The organism is Lysinibacillus fusiformis (assembly GCF_016925635.1).
Taxonomy (GTDB): domain Bacteria; phylum Bacillota; class Bacilli; order Bacillales_A; family Planococcaceae; genus Lysinibacillus; species Lysinibacillus fusiformis_F.
The window spans coordinates 3,275,427-3,291,272 of sequence record NZ_CP070490.1; the positions used below are offsets into that span (position 1 = coordinate 3,275,427).

General features: G+C 35.4%; 14 protein-coding genes and 1 pseudogene. 6 read left to right on the top strand and 9 right to left on the bottom strand.

Annotated elements, in window-relative coordinates; translation table 11 throughout:
• Nucleotides 1-218 precede the first annotated feature (218 nt).
• Entirely contained in the window at nt 219-1,637 is a 1,419-nt protein-coding gene (locus tag JTI58_RS15940) for an aminotransferase-like domain-containing protein (protein ID WP_205442239.1), read from the bottom strand.
• A 113-nt stretch (nt 1,638-1,750) separates the two neighbouring features.
• Between JTI58_RS15940 and JTI58_RS15945 the strand changes: the two genes are divergently transcribed.
• The 3 genes from JTI58_RS15945 (at nt 1,751) to JTI58_RS15955 (ending at nt 3,771) form a co-directional block, all read left to right on the top strand.
• Nucleotides 1,751-2,674 (top strand): DMT family transporter, encoded by a 924-nt coding sequence (locus JTI58_RS15945; protein WP_205442240.1) that lies wholly within the window; start codon nt 1,751-1,753, stop codon nt 2,672-2,674.
• A gap of 45 nt (nt 2,675-2,719) precedes the next feature.
• Complete coding sequence (locus JTI58_RS15950; protein WP_205442242.1) at nt 2,720-3,373, top strand: MBL fold metallo-hydrolase; 654 nt, start codon at nt 2,720-2,722, stop codon at nt 3,371-3,373.
• A gap of 188 nt (nt 3,374-3,561) precedes the next feature.
• The gene (locus JTI58_RS15955; protein ID WP_205442243.1) at nt 3,562-3,771 is read left to right on the top strand and encodes a hypothetical protein; all 210 of its coding nucleotides are present in this window, start codon (nt 3,562-3,564) and stop codon (nt 3,769-3,771) included.
• Nucleotides 3,772-4,217: 446 nt separating this feature from the next.
• Here the strand turns inward: JTI58_RS15955 and JTI58_RS15960 are convergent, their stop codons facing one another.
• Entirely contained in the window at nt 4,218-5,132 is a 915-nt protein-coding gene (locus JTI58_RS15960; RefSeq protein ID WP_205442244.1) for an EamA family transporter, read from the bottom strand.
• Between the two features lie 631 nt (nt 5,133-5,763).
• On the opposite strand from JTI58_RS15960, the gene JTI58_RS15965 reads away from it, so the two are divergent.
• Nucleotides 5,764-6,699 (top strand): EamA family transporter, encoded by a 936-nt coding sequence (locus JTI58_RS15965; protein WP_205442245.1) that lies wholly within the window; start codon nt 5,764-5,766, stop codon nt 6,697-6,699.
• A 31-nt stretch (nt 6,700-6,730) separates the two neighbouring features.
• Here the strand turns inward: JTI58_RS15965 and JTI58_RS25245 are convergent.
• Both JTI58_RS25245 and JTI58_RS15970 read right to left on the bottom strand, forming a co-directional pair.
• Nucleotides 6,731-6,938 (bottom strand): annotated as a pseudogene (locus JTI58_RS25245) (IS5/IS1182 family transposase); the annotation flags it as partial.
• A gap of 123 nt (nt 6,939-7,061) precedes the next feature.
• Complete coding sequence (locus JTI58_RS15970; protein WP_205442246.1) at nt 7,062-7,916, bottom strand: PhzF family phenazine biosynthesis protein; 855 nt, start codon at nt 7,914-7,916, stop codon at nt 7,062-7,064.
• Between the two features lie 432 nt (nt 7,917-8,348).
• On the opposite strand from JTI58_RS15970, the gene JTI58_RS15975 reads away from it, so the two are divergent.
• Complete coding sequence (locus JTI58_RS15975) at nt 8,349-9,290, top strand: alpha/beta fold hydrolase (RefSeq protein WP_205447339.1); 942 nt, start codon at nt 8,349-8,351, stop codon at nt 9,288-9,290.
• 185 nt (nt 9,291-9,475) lie between these two features.
• On the opposite strand, the gene JTI58_RS15980 is transcribed toward JTI58_RS15975, so the two are convergent.
• The 5 genes from JTI58_RS15980 to JTI58_RS16000 form a co-directional block, all read right to left on the bottom strand.
• Nucleotides 9,476-10,087, bottom strand: a complete 612-nt coding sequence (locus tag JTI58_RS15980; RefSeq protein WP_205442247.1) for a flavin reductase family protein — start codon at nt 10,085-10,087, stop codon at nt 9,476-9,478.
• Nucleotides 10,088-10,749: 662 nt separating this feature from the next.
• Nucleotides 10,750-11,538 carry an ABC transporter ATP-binding protein gene (locus JTI58_RS15985; protein ID WP_205442248.1) on the bottom strand — a complete coding sequence of 263 codons (789 nt, stop codon included), beginning with the start codon at nt 11,536-11,538 and terminating at the stop codon, nt 10,750-10,752.
• Between the two features lie 14 nt (nt 11,539-11,552).
• Entirely contained in the window at nt 11,553-12,566 is a 1,014-nt protein-coding gene (locus tag JTI58_RS15990) for a FecCD family ABC transporter permease (RefSeq protein ID WP_279381276.1), read from the bottom strand.
• On the bottom strand, nt 12,563-13,567 hold the full coding sequence (locus JTI58_RS15995; protein ID WP_205442250.1) for a FecCD family ABC transporter permease: 1,005 nt from the start codon (nt 13,565-13,567) through the stop codon (nt 12,563-12,565). The genes JTI58_RS15990 and JTI58_RS15995 overlap by 4 nt, the downstream gene beginning before the upstream one ends.
• Nucleotides 13,568-13,654: 87 nt before the next feature.
• Nucleotides 13,655-14,632 carry an ABC transporter substrate-binding protein gene (locus JTI58_RS16000; RefSeq protein ID WP_205442251.1) on the bottom strand — a complete coding sequence of 326 codons (978 nt, stop codon included), beginning with the start codon at nt 14,630-14,632 and terminating at the stop codon, nt 13,655-13,657.
• A gap of 407 nt (nt 14,633-15,039) precedes the next feature.
• On the opposite strand from JTI58_RS16000, the gene JTI58_RS16005 reads away from it, so the two are divergent.
• Nucleotides 15,040-15,834, top strand: coding sequence for a nicotianamine synthase family protein (locus tag JTI58_RS16005; protein WP_243456078.1), 795 nt, complete (start codon nt 15,040-15,042; stop codon nt 15,832-15,834).
• Nucleotides 15,835-15,846: the final 12 nt, after the last annotated feature.

The window sequence follows — 15,846 nt, forward strand, 5'->3', positions numbered from 1 at the left end:
TCCTTCGTTGCAATTATTTTGTAGAGATAGGAGCTAGATGTATAACTTTTTTTCATATTATTCAAATTGACAGCTGAATATGTTAGTGGATGTGGTAGCGTATTATTGCTGTGTCCACTGCTTTTTTCTATTCGTGGCAGCTCTGAACGAAATAATTGAAATGGTTGATAAAGCTGTGAAAACCACCGTTTATAGATGAAATTAAATCGCTAGTCTGATCACTTAGAAACCGATTGCGCCACTGCAACCAACCTTTTTACCCCTTCTCTTAGCTGTTTTTCATTTGCATAAGAATAGCTCAAACGTATCCAGGAAGATAGTTGTTTTAATGGATCACAAATTTGACCTGGCACAAAGGATATCGATTGTTCGATGCTTTTGGATAATAATAATTCAGTTGGAAGTTTATCGGGGAGCTGCACCCATAAATTCAAACCGCCTTTTGGGCTGATCCATCGCCAACCTGTTACTGCTAGCTCTTCCTCCATGATTTCTTTTCGGATCTGTAGGGCAATCCGAATTTTCTCCAAGTGCTGCTGCAACCTTAGTGAGGAAAAGTAATGGAGAAAAATTTTTTGATTGAGAAGTGGTGAGCCATTATCAGCTAACGATTTTTCTGTTAGTAGTGAGTTCATTAATGATGATGGACAAATAACAGTCGCTATTCTCAAACCAGGAGAGATATATTTGCAAAAACTTCGGATATAAATGACTGTCCCAGCACTATCATATGTGTAAATTGGTGGTGGCGGGGCTTCATCAAAATAGATGTCGTGATAGGCATCGTCTTCTATTAATAAAAATCGATAGTGTTCAGCTAATTCTACTAATCTTTTACGCTGCTCAACAGGAACAGTATAACCTGTTGGGTTATGGAATGTGGGGTTGAGATAAAATAGGCGTGGCTTGTATTGTTTAATATAGTATTCAACCTGTTCTAAATCGTAGCCCTCAGGATGGATATCAAACGTTACAATCTGTGCCCCCTGTGCTCTAAAAATATCAATCGCTGCACTATAGCTTGGACGTTCAAATAAAACAACGTCTCTTGGCTTAATAAAAGCTTGAGCGATTAAGTGAATGGCTTGCTGTGAGCCAGAAGTAATTAACAGATCATCTGCACTGAGATGAGTTTTATACTGGTTGATAAAATACTGAGAGAGTGTTTCACGCAGCTCTAAATCACCTTGTACAGTTGAGTAGGTTGCCAGTACTTTGGGATGAAGGTCAAACACTTCCTTCACGTAATCTGAAAAATAATGATTAGGCAAAAGATTGGGATCAATCAATGCCTGAGAAAAATGATAGGAAACAGCTGGTTGATGGATTTCGGATAAATGATTTTTTTTTACGTATGCTGAAACAATGGGGTTGTCCTGATCTAGATATTCAAGGTTTTTCGTTACATTTGATTGGACAAAATAGCCTGCTTTATCTTTTACATAAACTTTGTCATGCTGTTTCAGTAATTGATAAGCCTTTAATACCGTTAGTCGATGAACATTCATTTCAGATGCTAATTGCCGAACGGAGGGAAGCTTTTCATGTTCTTTCCATTCTTTACGTTCTATTCGGTGCAGTACATCATCATAGACTTTCTTAAAAAGATAATCTTCATTTTGAATTGCTTTACCCACATCGATTCCTCCTATTCAAAACGATTGTACCACGAACCTATCTAATCTGTTCTATCCTTTTCAATCTGTTCTGTCCTCCTTCTTTTATGATAGAAAAAGAGGAGGAGTTTGATATGGTAATGATTAATTATTTCTTTATGTGTTTGATTTTTGGGACAACATTTTTAGCAATTAAAATTGGTGTAGATGCAGGAGTGCCTCCGTTTTTATCAGCTGGCCTTCGTTTTTTCATTGCTGGTTTGCTACTATTTAGTTTTATGGTTTGGAGAGAAAAAACGACAATCCGGTTATTATTTCGGAAAGAGATGCTTTTTACAGGAGTGGGTTTAACCTTTGGGACGTTTGCCACGTTATACTGGGCAGAACAGTATGTGACATCTGGAATCGCAGCTGTTTTATCTGCTACAGGTCCGATGATGATCATCGTTATTCAGACATTCCTTTTGAAGCAAAAAGGAAATCGGAAATCATTCATTGGTTGTGTCGTCGGAGTTATTGGTGTCACGTTCTTGCTCTTACCTAGTTTTTCAATTGAGATTAGTCCCCTCTGGATGGTTGGATGTTTCGCCATTCTATTAGGTGAAGTTTTTTACGCATCTGGAACGATTTATACGAAGCATGTCATCCGAAAATTTGAAACGACATCCCCGATTGCTTTAAATGCAGCACAAATGATGCATGGAGGGATTTTATTAATCATTTTGTCACTTTTTACTGAGAACATTCAGCTTCATTATCTTTTAAGCCCAACTTCAATTGGCTCTCTTTTTTATTTAATTATTTTTGGTTCAATGATTGGTCATAGTATTTATTATTGGCTTGTTTCACGGACAAATCCTGTTTTTCCTTCTACATGGCTATATATATCACCAGTCATTGCCGTTATATTAGGCGTTACCTTCTATCATGAATATATTTCGTGGCTAACAGGCATAGGTACTCTGATAATTATTGTGGGAACGATTCTAGTCAATTTCGAAACATTGAGAGAGTTCCTTTGGCGCAAGAGGACTATTCTTCGTGATGTAAAAAATTAACATATTATTGAATGATAAAATCTACTTATAAAGGGGAAGAAAATTATGAAAGTTTCTAAGGGAGTAGAGATTCTGGAGCTTGATTTTAATGGAGCCATTATTCATCCAACTCTTATATGGGATCAGGAGATGGCTGTTTTAATTGACACTGGATGCTCAGGTCAAATGGAAGATTTTTGCATAGCAATGGAGAAGGTAGGCGTGTCGTTCGATCAACTAAAAGTTGTGATTTTGACACATCAGGATATAGATCATATAGGCAGTCTCCCTGAGATATTGCAAAATTGCGGAAGTAATATAAAAGTTTATGCGCACGAATTAGATAAGCCCTATATTCAGGGGGAATTACCACTTTTGAAAGATGGGCACATAGCGAACCCACCTATGGGGAAAGTGGATGAGACCTTGAAAGACGGTCAAGAATTACCATATTGTGGGGGGATACGAGTTATCCATACGCCAGGACATAGGCCTGGCCATATTAGTTTATATTTGAAGCAAAGTAAAACGCTTGTTGCTGGCGATTCAATGTATAGCGTAAACGGAACACTGGGGGGAATTCATGCTCCAACCACTTTGGATATAGAGGTTGCTCAACAATCTTTAAAGAAATATGTAGACCTAGACATTGAATCCGTGATTTGTTACCACGGAGGATTATGTAAGGTAGATATAAAAGAGCAGATTCAAAAGCTTTGAATCTTACAAGGTTCCTTGGTACGCCAAGTGCTGGGAGGCTCGCTCGAATCGTAACAGTACTCACAGGTTTGTAAAACATCTGTTTAATTGTTAGCCAGCTCATGTTATAATGAGGCGCTTAAGATCTTTTTTATAACGGATGCCAAGAAAAGCCTCCGCAGAACGATCAAATATGGAGGTGTAAGAGAATGAATAAACGTTGGACGATTGGTGAAATTCAGAAATTTGTTGAGAACAATTCAGAAAGTAAGTTGTTAACGACGGAATATCATGGTTTTTCTCAAAAGTTACTATTTAAATGTGCATGTGGTAGTAACTTTGAAAAAACATTTACGAAATTTAAAAATAAAAATCAACGAAAATGTGATGTATGCCAACCACCAAAAGAGTCACGCTAAACGCATTGCCGATTTTTATTAAAGAGAAATTAAGATTCTTTTGATGCTGCTTTGTACCCTTAAAGCTGTATCAAAAGAATCTTTTTTATTCAAGCAAATCTTTTAATTGTTGACTATCTATGTTCTTAGTTAACTGTAAAAATTATGTTAGTAGTCTTCTAGGACAGGAGGAGTCGAATTCCTTGTTTCGATATTATTAATTTATGTCTCTTTATTAGGCTACTCCTTGTTCTAATAACCATTTAAATAATTTTTGCACGAATTTAGAATCTGTAGTATGACTCCTAGTTCATAGCACGTGCATGTACTTGTTAAGTAGCAACATAACTCGTCCTATCAAAAATAAAATTTAATAAAAAACACTGTATTACTAAATTTTTCGATATAAAATTCTTTTTGAAAACATCAAAAGTCGATTTAGTTTGTAGCAATTTCTAGAAGCCTACCTAAAAATGTGTAGTTTTTTCATGAAAACGAATTTGTTTCTTCTCTTTTTGTATTATGAATATTTGAGGGAAGAAAACTCCAAATAAAATACAAAGAATCCCAATCCATTGTAAAGGCGATACGACTTCATGGACAAGTGTAATTGAAGCAATAACTGCTGTAGGGAGTTCGACAGCTCCTAAAATTGTACCTAAACCCGTCCCAACCTTTGGTACACCAATTGAAAAACAAATGACTGGTATAACAACACCAAAGAAACCTAAAATTAAAGCATATTTCCATAATCCAGCCTGCAGTGTACCATCAATCAAGTATGTTGGGGGAAAAGTTAAGCAAACAAAAAGGGTTGCACTTGTTGTCATCAGAAAGCTTTTTGAGTAAATTGGAACATCAGTAGATACACGTCCACTTGCAAATATATACATGGAAAAAGTTATAGCTGCTAGTAACCCAAAGATGATTCCTTTTGTTGATAATTCTTGTCCTGTTCCATCAAATACACCCCCAGCAAATACCGTTCCTACAAATAAGATGGTAATGGACAATACTTTGTCGCGGCTTGGCAAGGTTTTATTGGCAATTGCTTCCATTAGGACACCCATCCAAGTGAATTGAAATAACAATACAATTGCAATTGATGCAGGTAGTTCTTTTACAGAAAGCCCATAAAAAATACTAGTTAAACTCATTGTTATCCCAACTGCTAACAATGATAATATATTTTTTAAGGATACTTTATGACGAGAAAAGGTAACAACGAGTAATAATAGTCCAAACCAGCCAAATATATATTGTCCACCTAAAAGTTCAGGAAAAGAAAATCCATCTAAAAATCCAATTTTAAGTATGGATGATAGGACCCCATAGCTACAGGCACCCAATAAAACCACTAAAGAAAACTTTAATTTATTCAAAAAATCCCTCCAAAAAATAAAAATCCCGTCGTCTATTTATAGACGACGGGCGAATGAAACAGAGAAAAAACTCTACAAAATTCCGCCACTCACAAATTTGTGTGAGTTTGCGTATCAAATTATAAATATTGTATACAAAAGTTTTCTAGAAATCAACAGCTATTTTTAATACATGCAATCTTTAAGTTTAGTAATATAACGTTGGTATTTATAAATTGAAAGAAGTAAAACCATTTTAGTTATAAATTCAATAAAGAAGGCAAAGACAATATAAGAATTTCTTAGAAACTCATAAGCATAATGTTAAAAATGAATACCCATCTTAACTCTGTATAAAGATATAAATCTACCTGTGAAATATCGTAACTTTTTGTTATTTTGTGATCAACAGGGTTGGATTATTCATGAAATAGTGGATAAAAGCCAAACCCTTGATATATCTGGGTTTGGCTTTTTTGTCATTTTTAAAATTAGACTTTCTTCTACTGGGGAATTCATTATTAACGAAAAAAAAGATTGTAAAATAACAATCAGTGATATATATTGGAGATTATGATTTTTTTCGACATCTCAAAATCATAAACAAAATTTCATTTATATACAAGTTTTGAGAGGGAAGTGAATAATCAAGATGTATCTTTATCCCCTATTAGTAGTGATTGCAGCTAGTAGTTTTGGTATCGTTTCAACTATTATAAAACTGGCAATGCGTAGTGGTTTTTCTGTCTCCGAGGCCGTTACAAGTCAGTTTTTTATCGGCTTTTGTATAGCAGTATGTATCTTCTTACTTACAAATAGATCGAAATTTAGCTTTAAAGGCGTTAAAATCCTTGTATTTGCAGGCGTTTTAACAGGGTTAACAAATATTTTATATGGTCATTCTTTGAACTTTTTGCCTGCTTCCTTGGCGGTTGTACTACTGTTTCAATTTACATGGATTGGCATGTTGATATCTTGTATCACAAAACGACAATTCCCAAGCAAAATTGAATTCATCTCTTTAATTATATTGGTAGCTGGAACCATACCAGCTGCTGGCATAATTGACGTAGATTTATCTCAAATACCTTTTCAAGGGTGGTTATGGGGGTTAGCGGCTGCTCTTTGTTATTCCTTATTTTTATATGTGAACGGAAAGGCAACTGCAAGTATGACAACTTCTAACCGTTTAGTATTGGTTTCTTTCTTTGCTTTCACGATTACGGCGGTTTTTCAGTCTCCAGAAATTATTTGGAATGGTACTTTGTTTAACGAAGGACTTTGGATTTACGGATTGGCATTAGGGTTATTCGGCATGATTATACCAGTTTTCTTATTCACGATTGCAGTTCCTAAAGTTGGATTAGGTATGTCATCCATATTGAGTGCTGTTGAATTGCCAATAGCGGTGATGGTATCAGTTATCCTACTAAGCGAAACGGTTACAACTTTGCAAATAGCAGGTATCGTAACGATCGTTATCGGTATAAGTTTACCAACATTACTAGAAAAAGATGGATTGTTAAGAAACGTCAAAACTAAATACAAAAAATCCAGTAAAGAAGTAGCAAAAGGATCTTCGATTTGAAGAGCCTTCAGAATGAAGACAAACACATTGTTCAATTAAAAAATGTGTTTGTTTTTTTATCTATTTTTGAATTAAAACACCGAAATAGGCAAAAAATAGAGTCCTTTTGGTCTCTTAATTTGGGGATGTTTGCTAAGTTTTTTATATTTAGACAAGCAAAAGTAAGACCCATTTTCATGTGCATTTTTTCATCTTCGAATAGTGAAGACCAGAAATTCTTTAGCTGTTCCAAATAATCGTTAATTTATCATAAAGAAAAATAAAAGTTCTATTTTATCAAGAAAAAAAGACAAAGTATCGAATAATCAGATACTTTGTCTACAGTCTGAGGTTGAGAGATTTTATTCGGTGTTTTTTTATTTTCACTCCATATTTTCTACATTTAAATACTTAGTTTCACAGTAATAGCCTTTGCCGCCAACATAAACTTTTTCTATTTTATGGTTATTGGTTGCTAATTTAACTAATATTTCGGAAGGCGAGTGTAAAGAATAGCCTTGTTCAAATACATAGATTTCTTTTTGCAAGTTGTGCTGTTCATAAAGGTAGCAAGCTAATGCACCGTTTGAAGTTCCAGTCGCTGCTTCTTCATTGATATCGTATAGTGGAGCGAAATTTCTGCATATTATTCGATCGTCATTAAAAGTATATAGATGCATCCCGACAACATGATAATCCTTGCTGATTTCTTTAATGTTTTCAAAATTAGGTTGCAGTGCATGTAATTGTGTTTCACTTGTTATAGGAATTAAAATATCTTTTAAGCCCGTGGAGACAATTTGAATCGGGTATTTATAGTCTATAGCTTTAATGTCAATACAGTCGATAAACTTGTTTGGAGATACAACATCATAAAATTTCGGTTTGTTTTGTTCCATGAATATGATGTCATCTTTTATCGTAATAGTAAGAACACCGCTGTTTGTTTCAATCGTATAGCGATCCTTGAAAAGTTTATTTAAATGCATCAGTATCGTGAAAGAGCCAATTGTGGCATGACCACATAAATCAACTTCCTCTTTTGGTGTAAAATACTCAAATTTATAATCAGCTATTTCAGATTCTGATATAAATGCGGTTTCCGCATAGCCCAGTTGTTTGGCTATTGCCATTTTTTGAGTAGTGGTCAATGTATTCTCAATAAATACTACTCCTGCTTTATTTCCGCCTTTATGATCCTTGCTAAATGCACTTGCAACATAAACGGATATTTTCATAAGACACCTTCCTTCCTCACGTATAGAAAATTGTAGCATAGAAAGCATGACGTATAAATGTTGTTGGATAAATTTGCTATAAAGCAAGAGATAAACTATTTTTTAGCATCTGAACTCTCCAAAAGTAGTTTGTCTACAGTCTGAAGGGTCTTCGATTTGAAGATCCTTTTTTTATGTCAATTCAGCAATGCCATAACAAAAGGATCATTGGTTCCTTTCTGTAATTGATCATGCCGTAATATTTTTTTGTTCATACTCCGTTCATATTGTTGTCATAGGTAGTACACCTTCATTGTATAAGCTATCCTTAACGGTTTGCGAAAATAGCCAGGATACACTGATATGGAGAAGAGATAACGAAAGGGAGGTGTGGTACGAGAACAAAGGAGAAAACGGCTATCGCTTGCCGTTCTACACCCTCGTGCCAATATAATGAAAAAAACGATCACCATTATAAGTAAAATAATAGTGGGTTTAGTTATAGCCATACTACTTTTTTTAGCAATTGTCTTTCTTGTTAATATTGTCTGCAGCAAGATGGAGCAAGGAAAACTAGAAACTTATGGTCAGTCTGTAACCGTAGATGGGAAAAAAATGAATGTCTTCATTCAGGGAGAAGGCGAAGAAACCGTCGTCCTCTTACCTGGTTATGGAACAGCGGCACCAGCACTTGATTTTAAATTATTAGTAGATGAATTATCCCCTTTTTACAAGGTTGTTGTTATTGAGCCTTTTGGATATGGATTAAGTGATCTAACTGAAAAAGAACGAAGCACAGAGAATATTGTCAGTGAAATACATGAAGCTTTACAGCGACTTCATATTGAGCGTTATATTCTAATGGGCCACTCCATTTCAGGCCTTTATGGATTGGATTATGTGAACAAATATCCAAACGAAGTGAGTGCATTTGTCGGGCTCGATAGTAGTGTTCCAACGATAAGCGAGAAAAAGATTGAGTCTTCAATAATAACTACTTTAAAACTACTTAAAAAATCAGGTTTAGCTAGATTGCAAGTGAAGCTAAGTGATGACCCATATGCCGTACTACCATATGAGGAAAAAACAAAAGAACAAATGAAAATTCTTAAGCATAAAAACATGTATAATACCAGCCAATTAAATGAAGCTGAAACGATGTATGCAAATTTTAAAGCAGCTGAAAATTTATTATTTCCTAAAAATATTCCGGTTATTTTCTTTATACAAGCGAATTATCCAGTAACGGATAGGTGGATACCAGAGCATAAAAAACAAATAGAAGATTCTGTACATGGAAAAGTGATGACATTTGAAGGGGATCATTATTTATATCGTACTAAAGCAAAAGAAATCGTTGAAAACTTTAGGGAATTTATGAAAGAGGAAAAGTGAATGTACTGAGAAAAATTTTTCATTTCTAAATTGCTTAGTAGTGAAGTATTTTGTGTGTAAGAGCAGCAAGTATATTATTTTGCCCCCAATTATATGCTAGTCTCGAAACAAATAACCAGGCGCTCAAATGAGAACCTGGTCTTTTTTTAACTTTTTGATGTATTTATAAATATAACTATCTATGTCTAGATCTCTGACCGGAAGTTGTTACCAAGCTTGCTACCCAGACCAAAATAATGACGAAAATTATAAATTAGGGGACTCCATTTATTTGGATCAATATGATTTTCTTCTATAATTATATCTTCATGGGCATGTACATGTATCGTTTGTGTTTCGACGATTGCAAAACTAGGCGCATAATCAGGGATACGAATATGTTTTACCTGAGCTTCGATTTGAATTGGACACTCCATAATTCGAGTAGGAATAACCGTTGTAGACCCAATTGGTGTTAAGCCACTAATATCAAATTTCTCTTTTCTATATGTAAAGCCAATCTGTTTCTTAAAATCTGGGACTGGATTTTTTCCTGTGTAAGGAGCTAACTGTTCCACGTTCTCCCATAGTGAGGGATCAGGAATATTCAGGACACATTCAGGATGTCGCTCTAAATTTTCAATTGCTTTTCCACCGAGGCCAATACCTAAGACAATACAGTCTCCTAATGCCCAAGAAGAAGATAAAGGGCTAATATTCACAGTTCCATCCTCATTTAATGTACTCAGTAAAATTACAGGAAATCCATAATATAATATTTTAGGATTTATCATTTTTGTATTTGGCATTTGTTTCATTATTTTAGTTCCTCCCGCAAAATGTTTTCACTGTCAGAACCCATTGTAAAATATAAACATTTCGACGAGCATCGAAGTGTGGAATACAAAAAAGGACCACTACAATTTTAATGTAGTGGTCCCATGTTGTTGCAAAAAGATGATGTCAACGGCAGAAAAGAAACTTTGCAAGGTGAGGGGTTGATTTCCGTTCCGCCAGCGTCCTTTCCAGAGGGCGTTCGATGTGCCGCTTCACTCACGCTCGCTCCACTCCAATCAAGCATTCTGCAAAGTGACTTTACTTTTTTTCATAGTAGCATAGCGATCAAATCGCCCATTAACTGTATTCTTAGAGGGGATAAACTCTTATTTTCAATGTAGAGAAGAGATGAATGACAACACCCTTCCATAAAATGAGTAGTGAAGACCTTCCCTTTATTTGAAAACTTTTGCTAAAAAGGTAACACTTTTGTGGGTTGGAGTGGAAGGCTACTTGACTCCCGTGGGATCGCGAGACAGGCGAGCCCCTAAGCGGAGGAAGCGGCTCGGCGCTCGCCCACAGGAAAGCAAGTAGCCTACAACGGAAACCATTTTCACCTTTCACAAAAATTCTATTGATGGTTTTGTTTTTCAACAATATGAAGGGACCACTCCAACTTAACAGTAGTGGTCCCTTGTGTTTTTTATCTTAATGATAAGCCGATAGGAATGCAAAGTGGTGTTTGATCTACTGGATTTTCAATAATACAGCAATCTAATCCAAATACATCCTTAATCATGCTCTTGGTAAATACTTTTTCAGGCGATCCTTCTTGATAAATTTTCCCCTTAACAATGCTAATGAGATGATCCGCATATTGTGCTGCTTGATTTAGATCATGTAAAACCATGACAATTGTTCGTCCGTGAGTAATATTTAAATCACGTAGTAATTCTAGTATCTCAATTTGATGCGCCAAATCTAAATAGGTTGTTGGCTCATCTAATAATAGTAGATCTGTGTCTTGTGCTAAAGCCATTGAAATCCATGCCCTTTGCCTTTGTCCCCCAGATAGCTCATCCAATGTACGATCCACAAAATCAGTCATTTTGGTTGCTAATAATGCGCGGTTTACAATCGCATCATCTTCCAGCGTTTGTCTAGACAATAGACCTTTATGTGGATGTCTACCATAATAACATAGGTCTTTAACCGTTATATCTTCTGGAGCTTCTGGACCTTGAGGTAAAATAGCCAATTTCTTAGCAACTTCTTTGGACGACTGCTGCTGAATCGCCTTACCATCTAAATAAACCATTCCTTCTTGAGGTGTTAATAATCTAGCTAAGGAACGCAAAATAGTAGATTTTCCACAGCCATTAGCCCCAATAATAACACTAATCTTACCTTCAGGAACGACTAAATTTATATTATCAAGGATTTGAGATGATCCATAGGAGAGAGAAAGATGCTCTGCTGATAATGTTGTCATAAATGCTCACCTTCTTATGCCTTTTTTCGTTCAGAACGTAATAAATATAAAAAATAGGGTGCACCAATCACTGCTGTAATAATTCCAGCAGGTATTTCTATTGGAGGGAAGAGACCTCTACCCAGGCTATCAGCAACTAATAGAAGAATAGCACCAAAGAGAGCGGAAGCAGGAAGTAGCACTTTAAATTTAGATCCTACAATTCTTCTGGCAATATGAGGAGCGATTAAACCGATAAATCCAATAGAACCTACTGTCGCTACACATACGCCAGTTAACACAACTGAAACACCTAGTAAAATATAGCGCAGGAATTTTGAGCGTTCACCGAGACCAGTAGCTATATCATCACCAAGGCTTAGAATATCTAATTTAGAAGTTAATCCAATTAGTAGGGGGATAAGAATGAGGCATGGAAGCAGGATATATACTTGATCCCATCCTCTTGCCCATAGACTGCCCGTCAACCATAAAAGAGTCGCACTTACATCATCTGGAAACTTAATCATAAAATACTCTATCCCTGCTTGACATATTGCACCTAGAGCTATTCCTACTAAAGCGAGTGTATTTGGTTGAGCCCCTTTTTTATAAACAAACAGCATTAGAATGACAGCAATGATAGCTGCTCCTATAAAAGCTGCAAGGGGAAGAAAAATAATGGGTGACGCTGGAAATAGAACGATAATGATAACGGCTGCTAATCCGGCTCCTTTCGTAACGCCGATTACATCAGGAGATGCCAATGGGTTACGGAGGATTCCTTGCAAAATCGCTCCAGCGGTTGCTAATCCAGATCCTACGATGATAGCGATTATAATACGAGGAATCCGATAATTGCTTAATATAAATTTTTGACTTGATGTTCCTTCTCCAATTAAATTTTGAATGATTTCTGACGGTGTAATGTAAATGGCTCCTAAGCCTAGACTTATAATAGATAAAATGAGGATGATTATTAATAGCACTAGAAGAATAAAATTAGGATGAACATTGCGTTGTAGCATAAATTTTTGTTTATTTTTCATTGCTTAATATTCCTTCCTCTCTTTGCTAAATAAAGGAAGAATGGTGCCCCGATAATAGCTGTCACAATACCAACAGGCGATTCAAAAGGATAAGCGATAAATCGAGCGAGAATATCTGCGTAAACTAAAAGTAAAGCTCCATATAGTGCAGAGAATGGAATGATTCTTTTATAATCTCCTCCCACTAATCTTCTAACAATATGAGGAATAATTAATCCAACAAAGCCTATCGGACCTGCGACCGCTACAGAAGAGCCAGCCAAAATAATGACTAGGATTCCAGCTAGCATACGGATACGATTTACTTGTTGCCCAAGCCCTTGAGCAGTACTTTCTCCTAGGACAAGAATCGAAATAGACCTTGAAAGTAATAAGGCAATGAATAGTCCTGAAATAGACCAGGGAAGAATGATCATAACATGTGTCCATGATTTTCCGTTAATTGATCCTACTAGCCAATACAGAACATCCTTTGCTTGCTCACTAAAAATAATGATTCCTTGTGTTAAAGAGGATAAAAGGAAGTGTACGGCAATTCCAGCTAACGCTAGTTTTACATGTGTCATTCCTCCTCCAGATGCAAAGGAATAGACTGTTATTCCTCCAACTGCTGCCCCGATAAATGCAGAGAAAACGAGAGATGGGGAAGAGAGGGAAGGAAAGAGAGCAAAAGCAGTGACAATAAAGAATGAAGCCCCCGCATTCACACCAAATACTTGAGGGGAGGCTAATGAGTTTCGAGTAATGGCCTGCATAAGAGCACCGGCTACGGCTAAATTTGCACCGACTAATGCTCCGATGATAGCTCGAGGCAATCGAAGGGTTTGTATAATTAACTGTTCCTTTGATGGATTTATCTCGAAAAAAGATTTCAATATCATTACTAGATCAATATCTGCTATTCCTACAGAAACACTAATGATAATTCCTAACATCAATAAAACGATTGCAGTTATTGCTGTACTATATATTTTTACTTTAGCTTTAACTATAGATTCCATTAACTACAACACACTTTCTTACAAAATATAAGATCTACTAGAAAAAGAAGTAAGTAGGGTATCTTACTTACTTCTCTTTTGTTTGCTTTATTTTTCATTCAATTTTGCTAACGTGTCTTTAGCAATAGCTTCTGCCGAAATAATTCCTCGGAATCTTGTCCATAAATCTCTATCAACACTATAAATCTGGTCATTTTTTACTGCCTTTAAGTCTTTCCAAAGAGGATTTTCCTTCCACTCATCAGTAAGTAGCTTACCTTCATTATTCGCTAAAAGTAGTACATCTGGATTGATTTCCACAAGTTGTTCCAAACTCATTTCAACATAAGGTTGTTCGTCCTGAATTGCCACCTTCAGACCTAATTGTTCAAGTAATTCTCCATCATAAGAAGAAGTAGTATGCGCTTGAAATGATGTGTCTCGTACAACTGCAGGTAAAACAGTTAGATTTGTATCAAGACTCAGTTTCGAATTAATTTCATTTATGATTTCTTTATGTTCACCTAATCTCTTTTCAGCAGCCTCTTTTTGATCTAATGCTTCGGCAATTATTTTAAAAGAGTCTAAGTTATCCTGATATGTCGATTCGCGACTCTTTAAAACAATTGTAGGAGCAATTTGCTGTAAATCTTTATAAATAGCACTGTGTCGCTCAGCATCTGCAATGATTAAATCCGGTTGTAAAGAGCTAATAACCTCTAAGCTAGGCTGTTCACGAGTTCCTACAGATGTATAGTCTATGTCATGGCCGACTAGTTTTGTGATCATATCTTTTTTATTGTCATCGGCAATACCTATCGGATTGACATCTAATGTATTTAGGGAATCAACAAAAGATAACTCTAAGGTAACAATCTTTTTAGGGGTATTTTTAAGTACGGTTTCTCCCATTTCATGTTTAATTGTTTTACTTTTAGATTCTTTTGCTTCTCCAGTAGTTTGTTCCTTTTTCTCTGTGTCTGTATGATTTTGAGGAGCATTGCATCCAGTTAACACCATCATTATTGCTAATAACAGGATTAGCGATAGCCCACTCAAATTCTTTAATTTAGTAAAACTTAGCATTCTTCTAACCTTCCTTTTCCGTTACTTTAAATGAAAATGATAATCATTAACAGGGATTATCATAGATTGTTCAGTTGGCAGGGTCAATATAATGAAAGTATTGTGAAATAAAAATAATATGAGTAAATCATTCATTTTGAACATTTTGTTCATAGTGGTTTACTAAGTTGCCTATTTAGGTGTTAGATATTCTACCGTAGAAAATCTTCTGAAAGCATTGGTATGAAAAGAAAAGGTGCGTAAAGAAACGAGATAACGATCGTATCTTGTAGATAAATAAATTATTTTACAAGATTCTTCGCTCCGTAGAGATTTTTAATAATTTACATAACCAAGGAAGTGATGAAATAGTATGAAAAGGTTTGGCATATATTGAACTTTAATCCTTAAACATAGGAGTGAGGCAAGTGAAGGATATAGATGATTTTTTTGAGAAATTACTTTACTTTGATAAAAAATTTAAGTTATTTATCCATCAACACAATGATCACCTACTAGTTGATTATTCAGAGTTATGTGGAATAATCGATAATTATTCATCTTTTATAATAAATCGTGACAATGAAAAACTATGGGATAATTTAGAGCAAACAAGCGAAATTGTATCATTAGTTGAGAATCTAATAAATAACGCTTCTGTTTGTGTGCAAATCATGGAAAAATATCGAGCTCAACTAGTAACCTGTGAAAAAGAGGAGATCACTGATTATTTTCGAAATATAGAAGATTGCATTGAAAAGGAATTTGGAGGTTTTCAAATTACCAGTCAATCGAAGGTGCTGTTGGTGGGATCTGGCCCTTTTCCTATAACCTTATTAAGAATTGCGGAACGAACAGGCGCAGACGTTTTTGGGATTGATATTGATAATGAAGCGATTCAATTGGGAAAACATGTAGTCAATAATTTAGGAAGTCATTTATCCATTGAAATAGAAAAGAAGACAGTAGGGGAACTTGCAGTGATTAATCAAATTAGCCATATCATATTTAGTTCCACTGTTAGCTGTAAATATGACATATTAGATCAACTATATGATGTCACAAATAAAGATGTGCTGATTGCGATGCGTTATGGAAATGGATTAAAGTCTCTTTTTAATTATCCCATGCAGAGGGTAGACGAAACCAAATGGCATATAATAGAAGAAGTTATGCACCCTCAACGTGTATTTGATGTTATTTTATATCAAAAAGTACTATAGATGAGGAGAGGA